16 protein-coding genes are annotated in these 14,860 nt (G+C 71.0%); 8 read left to right on the top strand and 8 right to left on the bottom strand.

The features are described 5' to 3' along the window. Positions 1-98: 98 nt before the first annotated feature. From J3S20_RS18920 to J3S20_RS18895, 6 genes are read right to left on the bottom strand one after another with little or no spacing between them, the layout of a single operon-like run. Positions 99-785 (bottom strand): glutathione S-transferase N-terminal domain-containing protein, encoded by a 687-nt coding sequence (locus J3S20_RS18920; protein ID WP_216838059.1) that lies wholly within the window; start codon positions 783-785, stop codon positions 99-101. Further along, a complete protein-coding gene (locus J3S20_RS18915) occupies positions 785-1,747 on the bottom strand; it encodes an ABC transporter ATP-binding protein (RefSeq protein WP_216838058.1) in 963 nt (320 codons plus the stop codon). Before J3S20_RS18915 ends, J3S20_RS18920 begins: the two co-directional genes overlap by 1 nt. Beyond that, a complete protein-coding gene (locus tag J3S20_RS18910) occupies positions 1,744-2,709 on the bottom strand; it encodes an ABC transporter ATP-binding protein (protein WP_216838057.1) in 966 nt (321 codons plus the stop codon). The genes J3S20_RS18915 and J3S20_RS18910 overlap by 4 nt, the downstream gene beginning before the upstream one ends. Then, positions 2,702-3,613, bottom strand: coding sequence for an ABC transporter permease (locus tag J3S20_RS18905; protein WP_216838056.1), 912 nt, complete (start codon positions 3,611-3,613; stop codon positions 2,702-2,704). The genes J3S20_RS18910 and J3S20_RS18905 overlap by 8 nt, the downstream gene beginning before the upstream one ends. Further along, the gene (locus J3S20_RS18900; RefSeq protein ID WP_216838055.1) at positions 3,610-4,551 is read right to left on the bottom strand and encodes an ABC transporter permease; all 942 of its coding nucleotides are present in this window, start codon (positions 4,549-4,551) and stop codon (positions 3,610-3,612) included. The genes J3S20_RS18905 and J3S20_RS18900 overlap by 4 nt, the downstream gene beginning before the upstream one ends. Further along, on the bottom strand, positions 4,551-6,098 hold the full coding sequence (locus J3S20_RS18895) for an ABC transporter substrate-binding protein (RefSeq protein ID WP_216838054.1): 1,548 nt from the start codon (positions 6,096-6,098) through the stop codon (positions 4,551-4,553). The genes J3S20_RS18900 and J3S20_RS18895 overlap by 1 nt, the downstream gene beginning before the upstream one ends. A gap of 171 nt (positions 6,099-6,269) precedes the next feature. Here J3S20_RS18895 and J3S20_RS18890 point away from each other — a divergent pair, with 171 nt between their 5' ends. Beyond that, positions 6,270-7,565 (top strand): M20 family metallopeptidase, encoded by a 1,296-nt coding sequence (locus J3S20_RS18890; RefSeq protein WP_216838053.1) that lies wholly within the window; start codon positions 6,270-6,272, stop codon positions 7,563-7,565. A gap of 124 nt (positions 7,566-7,689) precedes the next feature. Beyond that, entirely contained in the window at positions 7,690-8,175 is a 486-nt protein-coding gene (gene mscL / locus J3S20_RS18885) for a large conductance mechanosensitive channel protein MscL (protein ID WP_216838052.1), read from the top strand. On the opposite strand, the gene J3S20_RS18880 is transcribed toward mscL, so the two are convergent. Continuing rightward, entirely contained in the window at positions 8,132-9,049 is a 918-nt protein-coding gene (locus J3S20_RS18880) for a BMP family ABC transporter substrate-binding protein (RefSeq protein ID WP_216838051.1), read from the bottom strand. The genes mscL and J3S20_RS18880 overlap by 44 nt on opposite strands. After that, complete coding sequence (locus tag J3S20_RS18875; protein ID WP_216838050.1) at positions 9,046-10,023, bottom strand: Bug family tripartite tricarboxylate transporter substrate binding protein; 978 nt, start codon at positions 10,021-10,023, stop codon at positions 9,046-9,048. Before J3S20_RS18875 ends, J3S20_RS18880 begins: the two co-directional genes overlap by 4 nt. A gap of 80 nt (positions 10,024-10,103) precedes the next feature. Between J3S20_RS18875 and J3S20_RS18870 the strand changes: the two genes are divergently transcribed. Genes J3S20_RS18870 through J3S20_RS18845 form a run of 6 tightly spaced genes read left to right on the top strand, consistent with a single transcriptional unit; the run spans position 10,104 to position 14,774 of the window. Then, positions 10,104-10,850, top strand: coding sequence for a maleate cis-trans isomerase family protein (locus tag J3S20_RS18870; protein ID WP_216838049.1), 747 nt, complete (start codon positions 10,104-10,106; stop codon positions 10,848-10,850). Further along, positions 10,850-11,203: a hydroxyisourate hydrolase gene (locus J3S20_RS18865; protein ID WP_216838048.1), complete on the top strand. Its 354-nt coding sequence runs from the start codon at positions 10,850-10,852 to the stop codon at positions 11,201-11,203. The genes J3S20_RS18870 and J3S20_RS18865 overlap by 1 nt, the downstream gene beginning before the upstream one ends. Next, the gene (locus J3S20_RS18860) at positions 11,200-12,117 is read left to right on the top strand and encodes a polysaccharide deacetylase family protein (protein ID WP_216838047.1); all 918 of its coding nucleotides are present in this window, start codon (positions 11,200-11,202) and stop codon (positions 12,115-12,117) included. The genes J3S20_RS18865 and J3S20_RS18860 overlap by 4 nt, the downstream gene beginning before the upstream one ends. After that, positions 12,114-12,845, top strand: a complete 732-nt coding sequence (locus tag J3S20_RS18855; RefSeq protein ID WP_216838046.1) for an aspartate/glutamate racemase family protein — start codon at positions 12,114-12,116, stop codon at positions 12,843-12,845. The genes J3S20_RS18860 and J3S20_RS18855 overlap by 4 nt, the downstream gene beginning before the upstream one ends. Before the next feature lie 2 nt (positions 12,846-12,847). Beyond that, the gene (locus J3S20_RS18850) at positions 12,848-13,747 is read left to right on the top strand and encodes a TraB/GumN family protein (RefSeq protein WP_216838045.1); all 900 of its coding nucleotides are present in this window, start codon (positions 12,848-12,850) and stop codon (positions 13,745-13,747) included. A gap of 52 nt (positions 13,748-13,799) precedes the next feature. Beyond that, entirely contained in the window at positions 13,800-14,774 is a 975-nt protein-coding gene (locus J3S20_RS18845) for a Bug family tripartite tricarboxylate transporter substrate binding protein (RefSeq protein ID WP_216838044.1), read from the top strand. The last annotated feature ends 86 nt before the right edge of the window (positions 14,775-14,860 follow it).

The raw sequence follows: 14,860 nt of genomic DNA, 5'->3' as shown, positions 1-14,860 counted from the left end.
CGCACCCTGCGCCCGAATGGGCGCCGCCGCTTATGCGGCGAGCCAAGGCCGCGGGTCGGGGCACTGCCCCGACGCCGCCCGGCGCCTGAGGGTCTGAATTACGGAAAGGCGGCGCAGGCTTCCCAGCCGATCTCGCGCGCCTGCGCCTCGGCGCCCGCCACCCATTCGGCGACGAAGGGATGTGCCAGGACGGCATCCGCATAGGCCTGCGCGTCCGGCGCCAGCGGCACGGAATAGGTGCGGAAGCGGCTGGCCATGGGCGCCCACATGGCGTCCGCGAAGCAGAAGCACGCGCCGAAAAGGTACGGCCCGCCCTGCCCCCAATTCGCACGGGTCTGCCGCCAGCTTTCCTGCACCCGCGCCACCTGCGGCGCGACGCCCGGACGGCCGAGCAGTTTCGCATTGCTCGGCACGCCATTGGCGATGGGCCAGCGCTTCACCAGGTTCATCGGCATCGCCGCGCGCAGCTCGACGAAATGCGCATGCATCTCCCCGGCCGAGGCGCGGGCCGCGGTGCGCGCGGGCAGGTCGGCCGGCCAGATGTCGCAGCCCGGCGCCTTCTCCCAAAGATATTCCGCGATCGCCCAGGTGTCGGTGATGGCGAGGTCGCCGTCGAACAGGATCGGGATCAGCCCGGTGGGGGAAATGGCGGCGAGCTTCGCCTTGCTGTCGTCGCGCGACAGCAGCAGCGTCTCCGTCTCGAATTCAAGGCCCGAAAGCTTGCAGGCCAGCCAGCCGCGCATGGTCCAGGTGGAGGACCATTTGCCGCCGATGATCAGCTTCATCAGGAAACGCCTCCGTCATGCAGATGGCAGGCCACCGTCACGCCATTGGCCGTCACGTCGCGCGGCGCCTCGCGCGAGCAGCGCGGGCCGGCGGCGGGGCAGCGCGGGTGGAAGGCGCAGCCGGGCGGCGGGCGGATCGGGCTCGGCACGTCGCCGGCGGCCTCGGGCGGCTGCAGCGTCTCCGCCGTCACGGCGGACAGCAGCGCCTTGGTATAGGGGTGGCGCGGCGCGTGCCACAGCGCCTCGGCCGGGCCGATCTCGACGATGCGGCCGAGATACATCACGGCGATCCGGTCGCACAGCCAGCGCACCAGGCGCAGATCGTGGCTGATGAACAGGTAGGTCAGCGAAAGGCGTTGCTGCAGCTCCACCAGCAGGTTCACCACCTGCGCCTGGATCGAGACATCCAGCGCGCTGGTGGGTTCGTCCAGCACGATGAAGGCGGGCTCGATGGCCAGCGCGCGGGCGATGCCGACACGCTGGCGCTGGCCGCCCGAGAGCTCGTGCGGATAGCGGCGCATCATGTCGGCGCGCAGGCCGACGGTGCCGAGCAGTTCGGCGATGCGTTCGCGGCGCGCCGCGGCATTGCCGAAGCGATGCACCACCAGAGGTGATTCGAGAATCCGCTCGATGGTCAGCGACCGGTTGAGCGAGCTCTGCGGATCCTGGAAGACCATCTGCGCGCGGCGACGGAAGGCGGGCAGGTTGTCGCCCGGTGGCGTGCCGTCGAACAGCACCTTGCCGGTGGTCGGTGGCTCCAGCGCCAGGGCGACACGGCCGAGCGTGGACTTGCCCGAGCCGCTCTCGCCGACCAGGCCCAGGATCTCGGTGCGGGCGATGGCCAGCGTCACATCCTGCACGGCACGCACCACCGGCTGGTTGGGCAGCAGCCGGCCGAGCACGGAGGGTTTGGTCGCATAATGGCGCGACACGCCATCAAGGCTGAGCAGCGGCGGGGTCATGCGGCCTCCGCGCGCCAGCAGGCGGCCTTGCGGCCGGGAGCGATGTCGCGCAGCGGCTGCTCCGCGGTGCATTGGGGCGCGGCGCCGGGGCAGCGCGCCTGGAAGGGACAGCCAGGCGGCAGGCGCGCGAGATCCGGCGGCTCGCCGGGAATGGCGGGCAGCGGGCCGTCGCGCTTGGTGCCGCGCGGCACGCTGGCGAGCAGCGCCATCGTATAGGGGTGGCGCGGCGTGGCGAGCAGCGCCTGGGTCGGCGCTTCCTCCATGATGCGGCCGGCATACATCACGGCGACGCGGTCGCAGATGCGGCCGATGACCGACAGGTTGTGCGAGATCATCAGCATGGCCATGCCGAGTTCGCGACGCAGCTCGTCCAGCAGCGCCAGGATCTCGGCCTCCACCGTCACATCCAGCGCCGTGGTGGGCTCGTCCGCGATCAGCAAAGACGGGCGGCAGATCAGCGCGAGGGCAATCAGCACGCGCTGGCGCATGCCACCCGAAAGCTGGTGCGGATAGGCGGCGAGCCGGCTTTCGGGCTCCGCGATCCGCATGCGGCGCAGCAGGAGCAGTGCCGCCTCCCGCGCCTCGGCCTCGCTGCCGCCATGCAGGCGGTGGATGCGGGTCAGCTGGTCGCCGATGGTCATCACCGGGTTCAGCGCCGCGGCGGGGTCCTGCACCACCATGGCGATCTGCTTCGCGCGCAGGCCGCGCAGCGCCTCGGCATCCAGCTTGCGAAGATCCTGGCCACGAAAGAAAAGCTCGCCGCCGATGGTGGCGCTTTCCGGTTGCTGCAGGCGGATGGAGGCGCGGGCGGTGACAGATTTGCCGGAGCCGGATTCGCCCACCAGCCCCAGCACTTCGCCCGCCGCGATGTGGAAGGAGACGCCGCGGGAGGGGCGGATTTCGCCACCCTCGCTGCGGAATCGCGTGACCAGGTCACGCACCTCGAACAATGGCTCAGGCATCGCCACGCCGTGTCAGCTGGGCCGGGTCCAGCACATCCCGCAGCAGGTCGCCGGCCAGGTTGAAGGCGACGACGGTGAGGAAGATCAGCAGGCCCGGGAAGATGGTCAGCCACCATTGGCCGGACATGACATAGGTGCGGCTATCGGCCAGCATGCCGCCCCAGCTCGGCTCCGGCGGCTGGATGCCGAGGCCGAGGAAGGAGAGCGAGGCCTCCGTCAGGATGCTCGTCGCCACCAGCAGCGTGGCGAAGACGGCAACGGGCGAGACGCAGTTGCGCAGCACGTCGCGGAACAGGATGCGCGTCTCGCTGGCGCCCACCGCGCGTTCGGCCATCACATATTGCTCGTTGCGTTCCACCAGCACGGCGGCGCGCACGATGCGGGCGACTTTTGGTGCGTTCAGCAGCCCGATCACCACCATCACCTTCATGATGTGCGGGATGACAAAGGGGCCGAATTCCAGGTCCTGCGTGCCCAGTGCGGCCACGACCGCAATGGCCAGCACGATGGGCGGGAAGGCCATCAGCACGTCCATGACCCGCATGATGGCGGAGTCCGTGAAGCCTGGGCTGCGGAAGGCCGCGATGGCGCCGAGCGGCACGCCGATGGCCACCGCGATGCCCACCGTCGTCAGCCCCACCGTCAGCGAAACCCGCGTTGCATGCACGCATCTGGCAAAGATGTCGCGTCCGAACTGGTCGGTCCCGAACCAGAAGGTGGCATCCGGCGGCCGCAGGCGGAGGCGGGAGGGACGGTTCGGCAGGAACTGCGCGATCTGCTCGGGGAAGATGGCGACGATCACCAGGACAAGCAGGAAAGCGAAGGCGACCAGCGCGAGCGGATCGCGCTTCATCACCATCCACAGCCGGTTCGGGCGCCGCGGCGCGGCCAGCGTCGCGCTCATCGGCGGATCCGGGGGTCGAGCACGGCGTAGAGCGCATCCATTCCGAAGTTGATCAGCACAAACAGCGTGACGTTCAGCAGCACCAGGCCCTGCACCAGCGGATAGTCGCGCGAGAGGATGCTCTCATACAGCAGCCGCCCCATGCCCGGCAGGTTGAAGATCACCTCCGTCAGCACCGCGCCGGCCAGCAGATAGCCGAAGGAAAAGCCCGCGGCGGTCAGCGTCGGGATCAGCGCATTGCGGAAGGCGTCGGTCCAGATGATGGTGCGTTCCGGCACGCCATGCGCACGCGCCACCGCGATATGCTCCCGCCCCAGCACATCAAGCATGGAGGAGCGCAGCATGCGGGTGATGGTCGCAGCATAGGCGGTGCCGAGCGCCACCGCCGGCAGGATGATGTGGGCGGTGGACAGGCCGAGGCCGGCGCTCAGCGGCTGGTAGCCGCCGGGCGGCAGCCAGCCGAGAATCACTGCAAACAGCAGGATGGAGAGCAGCCCCTGCCAGAAGACCGGCATCGAAATGCCGATCATCGCCACCACGCGGAACATATGGTCCAGCGCCCCGCCCTTGTAGCGGGCCGAGAGCACGCCAGCCGGAATCGCGATCGCCATGGCAATGGCCAGCGCCACCAGCGAGACATGCAGCGTGACGGGAAAGCGTTCCGCGATCATCGCGGCGACGCCGTTCGAATACATGAAGGACCGGCCGAGATCGCCGGTGACGGCGCCGCCCACCCAGGTGAGGTACTGCTGCCACAGCGGCAGATGCAGGCCGAGCGCCTCCCGCATCGCCTGGATCTCGGCGGGCGTCGCGTTGCTGGTCATCATCGCGATGGCGGGGTCGCCCGGCAGCGCGCGCACCACCAGGAAGATCAGCACGCTGGCGCCGAACAGCACCAGCGCCAGCGTCGCCGCGCGGCCGAGAAGGAAGCGGGCCATCAGCCTTTCTTGGCGGACGTCAGGTCCATGAAATAGGAATAGCGCGGCCCGAAGCCGGACACATCGGCGCGCCACAGGTGATAGGCATTCAGCCGCCCGATCCACAGCGCCGGGCAATGATCGACGAGAATCTCGGACACCTTGCGCAGCGCCGGCTTCTTCCGCGCCTCATCCAGGTAGCGGAAGCTTTCCATCACGGCGGTGTCATAGGCCGGGTTGCGGTAGCCCATCCACTGCGCCTGGTTGCCGTCCTTGTGGTAGTTGTTCCAGATCAGATAGTCCTCGACTGAGGACTGCATCGAGGGATGCGGGAAGGCCTGCCAGTCGCCGTTCTGCGCGCTGCGATACATGCTGACGAAGTCGGTCTGACGGATGTTCATGCGGATGCCGACCTCGGCGAGGTTGGCCTGCATCACCACCGCGGCCTCCCGCGCCTCCACATAGGCCGAGGGCACTGGCACGATTGCCTCGAAGGCGAAGCCGCGCGGCATGCCCGCGGCGCGCAGGTGGAATTTTGCGCGGTCCGGGTCATAGGCGAGCTGCTTCGCCAGGTCTTCCTCGTACCAGAATTCATTGGGCGAGGCGGGCAGCGCGCTGGCGGTGACCAGGCCGGAATAGATTTCCTCGCAGATATAGTCGCGGTCCACGGCGCAGGAGACGGCGCGGCGCAGGTTGATATTGTCGAAGGGTGCCTTGGCCACGTTCATCGGCATGTAGAAGATGCCGGCGGAAGGCCGCACCGCGCCGCCGAAGCCGGCCTCGCGGCTGACCGGAGCGAAATCCTTCGGCGGGCAGTTGGAGATGATGTCCACGCTGCCGGTGCGCAGATTGGCCAGCTGCGTCGCCGCATCGGGGATGCGCACCAGCTTGATGGTCTGCGTCGCCGGCGCACCGCCGAAGTAGCCCGGGAAGGCCTCGAACTCGACGCCGACATCGGCCTGGAAATTCTTCGGGATGAAGGGGCCGCAGCCGGCCATGCGGCTGCCGCGATACAGGTTTTCGCCCGTCGCGGTGTCATTCGTCACGTCGCTGCCGCGGCGGACGATGGCGGCCTCGTAGCCCATCAGCCGCATCCAGCCGACCCAGGGCTCCTTCAGCGAGACCTTGACGACGTAATCGCCATCCTTCTGCACATCGGCGATGAAGCGGCGCAGATTGCCACGGCGGCGGCCGGTGCTGAGGTATTTCTCGTAGCTGTAAAGCACGTCCTCCGCGGTCAGGCGGTCGCCATTGTGGAAGCGCACGTCGCGCCGCAGTTCGAAGGTGTAGTTCAGCCCGTCATCGGTAATCTGCGGCAGCGCCACGGCCAGGTCCGGCTGCAGCGAGCCATCAACGCCCACCTTCAGCAGGTTGGAATAGGCCAGCAGATTGGCCGCCGCCGTTTCCACATTGCCGACATGCCAGGGGTGGATATTCGGCAGGTTGCCGAGCAGGGAGGCGGTGACCGTGCCGCGCGGCTGCGCGCCGGCGCTGCGGGGCAAGGAGGCCGCCGCCAGAATGCCCGCAAGGCCCGTGAGCGCACCGCGCCGGCCGATCATCCCGTCCATGCCTGAGCCCCCTTGTTCTTCGGTTCCAACGAAGCATGGACGCAAGCTGTGCACCGCGGCAACCCCTGAAACGCCAGTGGCTTACCGTATACGCGCGAACCCTGTTCGCACCCGGTTGCCGTGCGCGCCGCAGCCGCTAAGTTGGCGCCGGCGCAGAAGGACGAAGCGAAAATGGACGGCATCGCGGCACGCGTGGACCAGGCAGCGGAAGCGGGGGGCGAGGCCGCGGTCGGCTTCCTGCGCGACCTGATCCGTCTGCAATCGGGCGGTGAGGAAGCGGTGCAGGCGCGCGTCGCCGCGGCGCTGGAAGATCTCGGCTGCATCGTGGAGACGCGGCGCTACCAGCCCGCCAGCATCGTGCTGCGCGAGGAATTCGCCAGCGAGGCCGCGATGGCCGCGGAGGAACGCGCCGCCGTCGTCGCGCGCTTCCCCGGCAGCGGCGGCGGCCGCAGCGTGATCTTCTTCGCCCATCCGGATGGCGAGCCCTTCAACCCGCAGCATGGCTGGCTGCACGACCCGATGGCCGGCGAGATCGACAATGGCCGCATCCATGGCTGGGGCGTGGCCGATGACCTGGCTGGCGTCGCCACGATGGTGGAGGCGCTGCGCGCCGTGCGGGCGGCGGGCGTCGTGCCGAAGGGCGATGTGATCCTCACCTCCACCCCGTCCAAGCGGCATGCGCGCGGCGTGCATGCGCTGCTGCATGGTGGCATCACGGCGGATGCGGCGGTGTATCTGCACCCGGCCGAATCCGGCATCGGCATGCGGGAGGTGAAGGCGCTCGCTTCCGGCCAGCTGGTCTTCCGCATCGTGGTGAAGGGCCGCCTGCCGGCGACGCAGGAACCGGGCCACGCCGCCTTCGCCCATACCGCGATCAACCCGATCGACAAGGCGATGGCCGTGCTGGCCGCGCTGAAGGCGCTGGATGCGAAGCGCGGCGCGCGCGTGCATCACCCGGCGCTGGATGCGGCAATCGGCCGCAGCACCAACCTGCTGGTCGGTGACTTCAAGACGCTGGGCGATGGCCGCGCCGCGCGGGTGCCGCCCGCCGTGCAGCTGTCCTGCGCCCTGTCCTTCCCGCCCGGGGAGAAGCTGGCCGATGTGCGGGCCGAGGTGGAGGCCGCGCTGGCCGCCGCCCAGGCCGCCGATGCGGAGCTGGTGCTGGAGACCACCTTCCTCTCCGGCGTTACCGGCGCCGAGGTGCCGATGGACCACCCGCTCTGGATCGAGACCTGCGAGGCGGTGCGCCGCGGCACCGGCACCATGCCGGAGATCAACCCGCTGCATACCTCCTCCGATATCCGCAACCCGATGGTGCAGTCGGGCATTCCCTGCGTCGGCCTCGGCCCCCTCTGCGGCGACCTGACGCAGAATGGCGGGCGGGACGAATGGGTGGATGTGGCGGATTACCGCCGCGGGGTCGCCGTGGTGGCGGCGCTGATCGCCGGCTGGTGCGGCGCGGACTGACCACCGCGGAGCGGTAAGGCCCAACTGCCGCGGAGCGGCACGGACCAAACACCGCACACGCAGTTTTGGGCTTGGCGCGGCGCCACCTGGCGCCGCACCCTGGCGGGCCAGCAAGGAGCCCGCCATGATGCCACCGATCCCGATCCACGAACCCGCCTGGTTGCGCGAGTTCAAGGCCTTCATCATGCGCGGCAGCGTGGTGGACCTGGCCGTCGGCATCGTCATCGGCGCCGCCTTCACGGCGATCGTCGGGAGCCTGGTCGAGGACCTCATCAACCCGATCATCGGCCTGCTGGTCGGCGGCATCGACTTCTCGAATGTCTTCGTCGTGCTCAGCGGCGAACGCCGCGCGACGCTGGAGGCGACGCGGGAGGGTGGCGCGGCGGTGCTCGCCATCGGCCGCTTCATAAACGCCATCATCAAGTTCATCATCGTCGCGCTGGCGATCTTCTGGCTGCTGAAGGTGCTGACCCGCCTGCGCATCCGGCAGGAGGCGGTGAAGGGCCCGAGCTCCACCGATGTGCTGCTGGCCGATATCCTGGCGGAGCTGCGCAAGCGCCCGGAGCCTATGGCGCCCACTCCGCCCCCGCCCACGCCTCCGGCACCGTAAGCGCGCCCTGCAGGATCGCCTCGCGCAGCTGATCCAGCCGCGCGGCGAGTGCCGGCGGCACATCGGCGGCCAGCGCCAGGCGCACTGCCTCCGGCGCCTCCAGCCCGATGCGGCGATCGGCGAAATCGCCGGACAGGAAGGCGGTGATGGCGGCCTGCATCGCCACGCCATTGTCGGCGATGGCAGAGGCGAGGAAGACCGCATCCTCCGCCGTCCAGTCGCGCACATTGCCGATGGCGCGCATCCCCGCCGCCTTGCAGGCCGCGATCGCCCCCGCGCGGCCGCCATCCAGCATGGCGAAGTTCACGCGGGCCCCCGCCGCCGCCTGGGCCGCGATCCAGCGCGCTGCCAGGTCCGGGTCGTGCTGATTGCCGCAGAAGCCGCTCAGCAGGCGTGCGGAGGGGTTGGCATGGGCGAGGCCCGCGGCGAAGCCGGCGCGGCCGCGCAGCCCGGGCGGCACCGGCTCTCCGGACAGATGCGCGGCGGTGTCGCCGGGCGCGATCCACCAGCCGGCCAGCGCGCCGGCCAGTAAGGCGGATTGCTCCTGCAGCACCTCGAAGCCCGCAATGTTGGGGCCGGTGATGCGGCCCTGGGTGACGGCGAAGGCGACATCGGGGAAGGCGGGCGCCACCTCGGCCACCGCCTGCTCCCCCTGCCCGCCATGCGCCACCACCAGCTCCGCCCTTGCCGCCGCGGCCTCGATGGTGGCGGTGCGGCGGGCCGGGTTCGGCTCCCACACCGTTTCGATCCGCGCGGGCAGGTCGGCGGCGCGCGCCAGGCCCTGCAGGCCCGCCGCGTTGAAGGCGCCGATCTCCAGCGGGTCCCTCCCCGGCCGCCCGAAGAGCACGGCGACCACGCGGGGCAGGCTGCTCATTGCGCGGTCAGGCCCAGCGCCTTCACCGCGCCGCCGACCACGCGCACCTCCTCCGCCACATAGGTGGTGAATTCCGGCTGGGTCATCGGCCGCACCGCGATGCCGTGTTCCAGGATGCGGCTTTTCATCAGCGGGTTTTCCAGCGCCGCCGCCACTTCCCGGTGCAGCGTGGCGACGACGGGCGCGGGCAGGCCGGGCGGGCCGGCCAGGCCCAGCCAGTTCTCGGCGACCAGGCCGGGGAATCCGCCCTCCGCCGTGGTCGGCACCTCCGGCGCCATCTCCTGCCGCGCGGGAGCGGTGATGGCGATGGCGCGCAGCCGGCCGGCGCGGATGTTCTCGACATTCTGCGGCAGCGTGTCGAAGGCCAGCGGAATGGCCCCGCCCAGCAGATCCGCCTGCATCGGCGCGCTGCCCCGATAGGGCACATGCGTCAGCTGCGCCCCGGTGCGCTGGGTGAAGGCTTCGCCGAAGATATGCGCGACGGAGCCGGCGCCGGAGCTGCCGAAGCCCGGCGGCGTGGCCTGCGCCTTGATCCAGGCGACCAGGCCCGCGAGGTCGGTGGCCGGCACCAGCCGCGGGTTCACCATGATCACCAGCGGCGTCGCGCCGAGGTAGGCGATGTGGGTGAAGCCCGTGACGGGGTCGTAGGGCACATTGGCGTAGATCGGGGGCGAGGTGACGATGGGCGCGGTATTGGACAGCAGCAGCGTGTAGCCATCTGCCGGCTGCGTCGCGACATAGGCCGCGCCCAGCGTGCCGCCGGCGCCGGGCCGGTTCTCCACCAGCACACGCTGCGGCAGGCGCTGGGACAGCACCTCCGCCAGCACGCGCGCCACGATGTCGGAGGATCCGCCGGGCGGAAAGGTGACGATGATGCGGATCGGCCGCGCCGGCCAGGCGGGTTGGGCGCGCAGCCCGGTGCCGGTGGCAAGGGCGGCGAATGCCGCGAGAACGGGCAGATGGCGGCGGCGCATGGGCAGGATCTCCGATCGGACCGGTATCGAGGCAATTGCCGTGCCGCGGGCGCCCAGTGCAGGCTGCGCGCATGGATCCGATGACCTTGATGCCCGAGGCCCCGCGCCTGCTGGCCACCATCCTGCCCTCCGCCAATACGGTGGTGGAGCGCACCACAAGGGCGTTGCTGCACGGCATGCCGGGCGTGCTGCCGATCTTCACCCGCGTCGCGAAGCGCGGCTCGGTTGACCCCTTCCCGGATGGCTATGACTGGGAGGCGATGATGCAGGCGGCCGAATTGCTGGCCGATGCGAAGCCCGATGCCATCATCTGGTCCGCCAGCAAGGGCGCCGTCATCGGGCTGCAGCACGACCGCGCCCTGGTGCAGCGGGTGCGCGCGGAAACCGGCCTGCCCTGCGCCACCAGCGGCCTCGCCTTGCTGGAGGCCCTGGCCCTGCTGGGGGCGCGCCGCGTCGCGCTGATCGGGCCGCATGCGGCGGAGTACAACCACCGCGCCGCGCGCGGCCTGGCGGCGGAAGGGGTGGAGATGGTGGCGGAGGCCAGCCTCGGCATCCTGGACAATCTCGCCTTCGCCTCCGTGGGCTATGACGCGGTGGCCGGGCTGGCGCGACAGGTCGCGCGGCCGGGGGTGCAGGCCATCATCCTCTGGAACACCAATTGCGCCGCCGCCCCGCTGGCCGCGGCGCTGGAGGCCGAGACGGGCATCCCGCTGCTGGATGCGACGGCGCTCGGCGTCTGGGGCGGGCTTGGAGCGGCGGGCATTCCGGAAAGCCCTGGCCCGGCATGGGGGGGGCTGTTTACCCTGGCCCCGGGGGGAATCGCGTGATGCCGGGTGGGATTTCAGTGCATGCGGTGGATGTGGCCAGCGGCCGGCCGGGGCTGGGCATGAAGGTGGAGATCCATCGGATCCTGGAGGATGGCGAGAGGCTTGCGGTGGCGGAGGGCCGGCTTGGCGCCGATGGCGCGCTGCACCACCCGGTCACGCAAGGCCAGGGCGTGCAGGAAGGCGTGCATGAGGTGCTGTTCCATATCGGCGCCTTCTTCGCCGAATCCGCCAGCCCGCCGCCGCCCTTCCTGGAGCTGGTGCCCTTCCGCTTCCGGGTTTTTGACGCGACGCTGCACTACCACCTGCCGATCAAATTCACCCCCTGGGGCTTCTCACTGTATCGCGGGGCATGAGCGTGCTGCCTGCCGGCCTGCCTGGGGGCATGCCGCCCGCATCGCGGGACCTCGCCGGCCGCGCCGGCGCGGCCTCCTCCGCCCGCTGGCCGGGCGGGGCGAAGCTCGCGCTGTCCTTCGTGGTGAATGTGGAGGAAGGGGCGGAGATGTCGCTGACCTCCGGCGATGCCCGCAACGAGGCCACCTATGAGGCGCGGGAGGAGGTGGTGGGCCACCCCGACCCCTGCATGGAAAGCCATTTTGGGTACGGCAGCCGCATCGGGCTGTGGCGGATCCTGGATTCCTTCGATGCACATGGGGTGAAGGCCACGTTTTCGAGCTGCGGGCGCGCCATTGCCGCCACGCCGATCCTGGCCGCGGCGCCGCATGCGCGGGGGCACGAGGTCTCGGCGCATGGCTGGCGCTGGGAAAGCCATGCCGGCATGGCGGAGGACACCGAACGCGCGGTGATCGCCGCGACGGTCGGCGCCATCCGCGAGGCCACCGGCGAAAGGCCCGTCGGCTGGCACACGCGCAGCGCGTCTTCCGTCAACACGCGGCGGCTGCTGCTGGAGGAAGGCGGCTTCCTCTACGACAGCGACAATTACGACGAGGACCTGCCGCGGCTGCACAGCGCGACGCATGTGCGCCTGCCCTATGCCTTCGACACCAATGACATGCGCTTCGCCCCCGGCGGCGGCTTTGTCCACCACGAGGACTTCTCCCGATACTGCATCGCCGCCATCGACTGGCTGCTGGCGGAAGGCGGGCCGCGCATGCTGTCCATCGGGCTGCACCTCCGCATCATCGGAAGGCCGGCGCGCATGCCGGGGCTGGCGGCGGTGCTGCGGCATGTGGCGGGGCGGGAGGATATCTGGGTAGCGCGGCGCTGTGACATCGCGCGGCATTGGCTGACGCAGGAGATGCCGCCGTGAGACTGCTGGTGGTCAACAGCAATACGACGGAGAGCGTTACCGCCCGCATCGACCTGGCAGCCAAGGCCGCGGCTTCGCCGGGGACGGCGGTGCAGACGGTCTCCGCCCCCTTCGGCCTGCCGCTGATCGTCAGCCGCGCGGATTGGCTGGTGGCAGGCCCCGCCACGCTGGCGGCGCTGGCCGCACGGCGCGGCCAGTATGATGCGGCGGTGATCGCCTGTTTCGGCGATCCGGGCCTCGATGCGGCGAAGGAGCTTTTGGACGTGCCGGTGCTCGGCATCAGCGAGGCCGCCTTCCATGCGGCCTCCATGCTCGGCCGGCGCTTCGGCGTGGTGTCCTTCACCGCGGCGCTGCGCCCGATGTTCGAGGATTGCCTGGCGCATCACGGCCTTGCCGCGCGCTGCGCCGGCTTCCGCATGGGCCCCGCCTTCGCCGGCGACCCCGGCCTGGTGGCGGAACAGCGCGCGGAGCTGCTTGTGGATCTCTGCCGGCAATCGGTGGAACAGGATGGGGCGGAGGCGGTGATCCTGGCTGGCGGGCCGCTGGCGGGCCTCGCCCCCGTCATCGCCGATCGCGTGCCGGTGCCGCTGGTGGACGGCACGGCGGCCGCGGTGCGGATGGCGGAGGCGCTGGTGGGCCTGGCCCCGCCCGGCGCGCCGCGCCCGAAGCGCGACCGCGCGCTGACCGGTTTCGCGGGCGAGATCGCCGCGCTCTACGCCGCGCCTTGAGCATGCGCTGGTTGCTGCTGCTGGCGCTGCTGCTGCCTGGGCCGGTGCTGGCGGAAACGCTGCCCGCCTTCCGCGTCACCCCCGCCGGGCGGGAGGCCCCAGCCTCCCTGCTCATCCCCTCCTCGCACCAGCCGGAGCCCGGCCTGCTGCCGCCGGCGCCCGAAGCCTTCGAAGGCCGCGCCGCCCTGCTGCTGGAATCGGTCGAGGATGCGGAGGATGTGGGCGACCTGCTGCGCGCCCCGCCCGGCTTCGCCGTGCTGGACCCCTTCCCGCCCGCCGAGCGCCGGCTGCTGGAAGCCGCCATCGCCTGCACCCGGCTGGTCCCGGAGCCCTTGAGCCCGCTCGGCCTGTTCCTGGCCCTGCTCGCCGCCACCCAACCCCCCGCCGCCCCCTGCCCCGGCCTGCCCGCGCCACCGGCCACGCCCGAGGGCGCGCCCGCCGCCGGCGGTGACCCGGCGCTGCGAGAACTGGCCCGGCGCCGCGGCCTCCCCATCCAGGGGCTGGAGACGCGGCGCGAAATGCTGCTGGCGGTGCGCGGCATGGGCGGCGATGCGGTGCTGCGCCTGGTCTCGCTGATGGCGCGGCAGATGCGGCAGGGCGATCCGGTGCTGGAGGTGCGGATGGCCCAGGCGCTGCTGGCCGGCGATTTCGACCGGCTGCGCGCGCAGCTGCTGGCGCCCATGGCTGCTGAGCCCGGCCTCGCCCAGGCCTTCGCCCGGCAGATGCTGGACGGCCGCAATGCCGTCATGGCGCGGCGCCTTGCGCAGCGCCTGCCGCGCGAAAGCCTGGTGATCGCCATCGGCGCGGCCCATGCCGCAGGACCTTCCGGCGTGCCGGCGCTGCTGCGCCGCGCGGGATTCCGGGTGGAGGCGGTGCGCATCCCGGCCGCGCCGCTGGAATAAATGTCGGCACGGCGATTGCATCGAACCGGAGATGCAACGCCGGAGAGACAGGATGACGACCCGCCGCCAGATCCTCGCCACCGCCCTGATGGCCCCCCTCGCCGCGCCCGCCCTGGCGCAGGCGCCATGGCCCAATCGCCCGGTCCGCATCCTCAACCCCTATGCCCCCGGCGGCACCAGCGACCTGATCATCCGCCCCCTGACGGACCGGCTGGAACGCGCCTTCGGCCGGCCCTTCGTGGTGGAGAACAAGCCCGGCGCCGGCGGCACGGTGGCGACGGCGGAGGCGGCGCGGGCGGTGGCGGATGGCCATACGCTGCTGGTTTCCAATACCGGGCCGCTGGCCGTCGCGCCCTCCCTGTTCCGCAGCCTGGCCTATGACCCGAACCGTGCCTTTTCCTGGATCAGCATGCTCGGCGGCGCGCCCATCGTCTGCGCGGTGAAGGGCGACAGCCCGATGGCGACGCTGGCCGACTACAAGGCCATGGCCGCCCGCGCGCCGGAGGCCGTCTCCTTCGGCTCCTCCGGCGTCGGCTCCGTCGGGCATCTGACCGGGGTGATGTGGGGGATGGAGGCCGGGGTGCGGATGCTGCACGTGCCCTTCCGCGGCGCGGCTGAGGCGCAGCAGAATGTGCTCGGCGGCAATACCACCTCGCTCTGGGATACTTCCGGCGCCAATGCGGCGGCGATCCGGGCGGGCACGCTGAAGGCGCTGGCCGTTTCCTCGCCCGAACGTGTCTCCGCCCTGCCGGCGGTGCCGACGCTGGTGCAGGCGGGGTTCCCGGGATCGGTCTCCACCAACTGGTTCGTCATGGCCGCCCCCGCCGGGCTGGACCCGGCCATCGCGGCGCGGCTGAACACCGAATTGCAGGCAGGCCTGGCGGACGCCGCGATCAAGGCGCGGCTGGAGAGTGTCGGCGTGGTCTCGCTCGGTGATCTCAGCCCGGAGCGCATCGGCGCCTTCGTCGCCGCCGAAGCCACGCGCTGGGCGCCGGTGGTGCGCGCGGCGGGGGTGGAGCCCAGCTGACGGCATCGGCATCGGGGGCGCTGCGCATCGGCATCGCCACCCCCCTTCGCGGCGCAGCATCGGGGTGCCAGCATGGTCCGGCACAA

The organism is Falsiroseomonas tokyonensis (assembly GCF_019024325.1).
GTDB lineage: Bacteria > Pseudomonadota > Alphaproteobacteria > Acetobacterales > Acetobacteraceae > Falsiroseomonas > Falsiroseomonas tokyonensis.
Note: the sequence above shows the minus strand (reverse complement) of the source record. Positions and strands in the feature narration are given on the sequence as shown.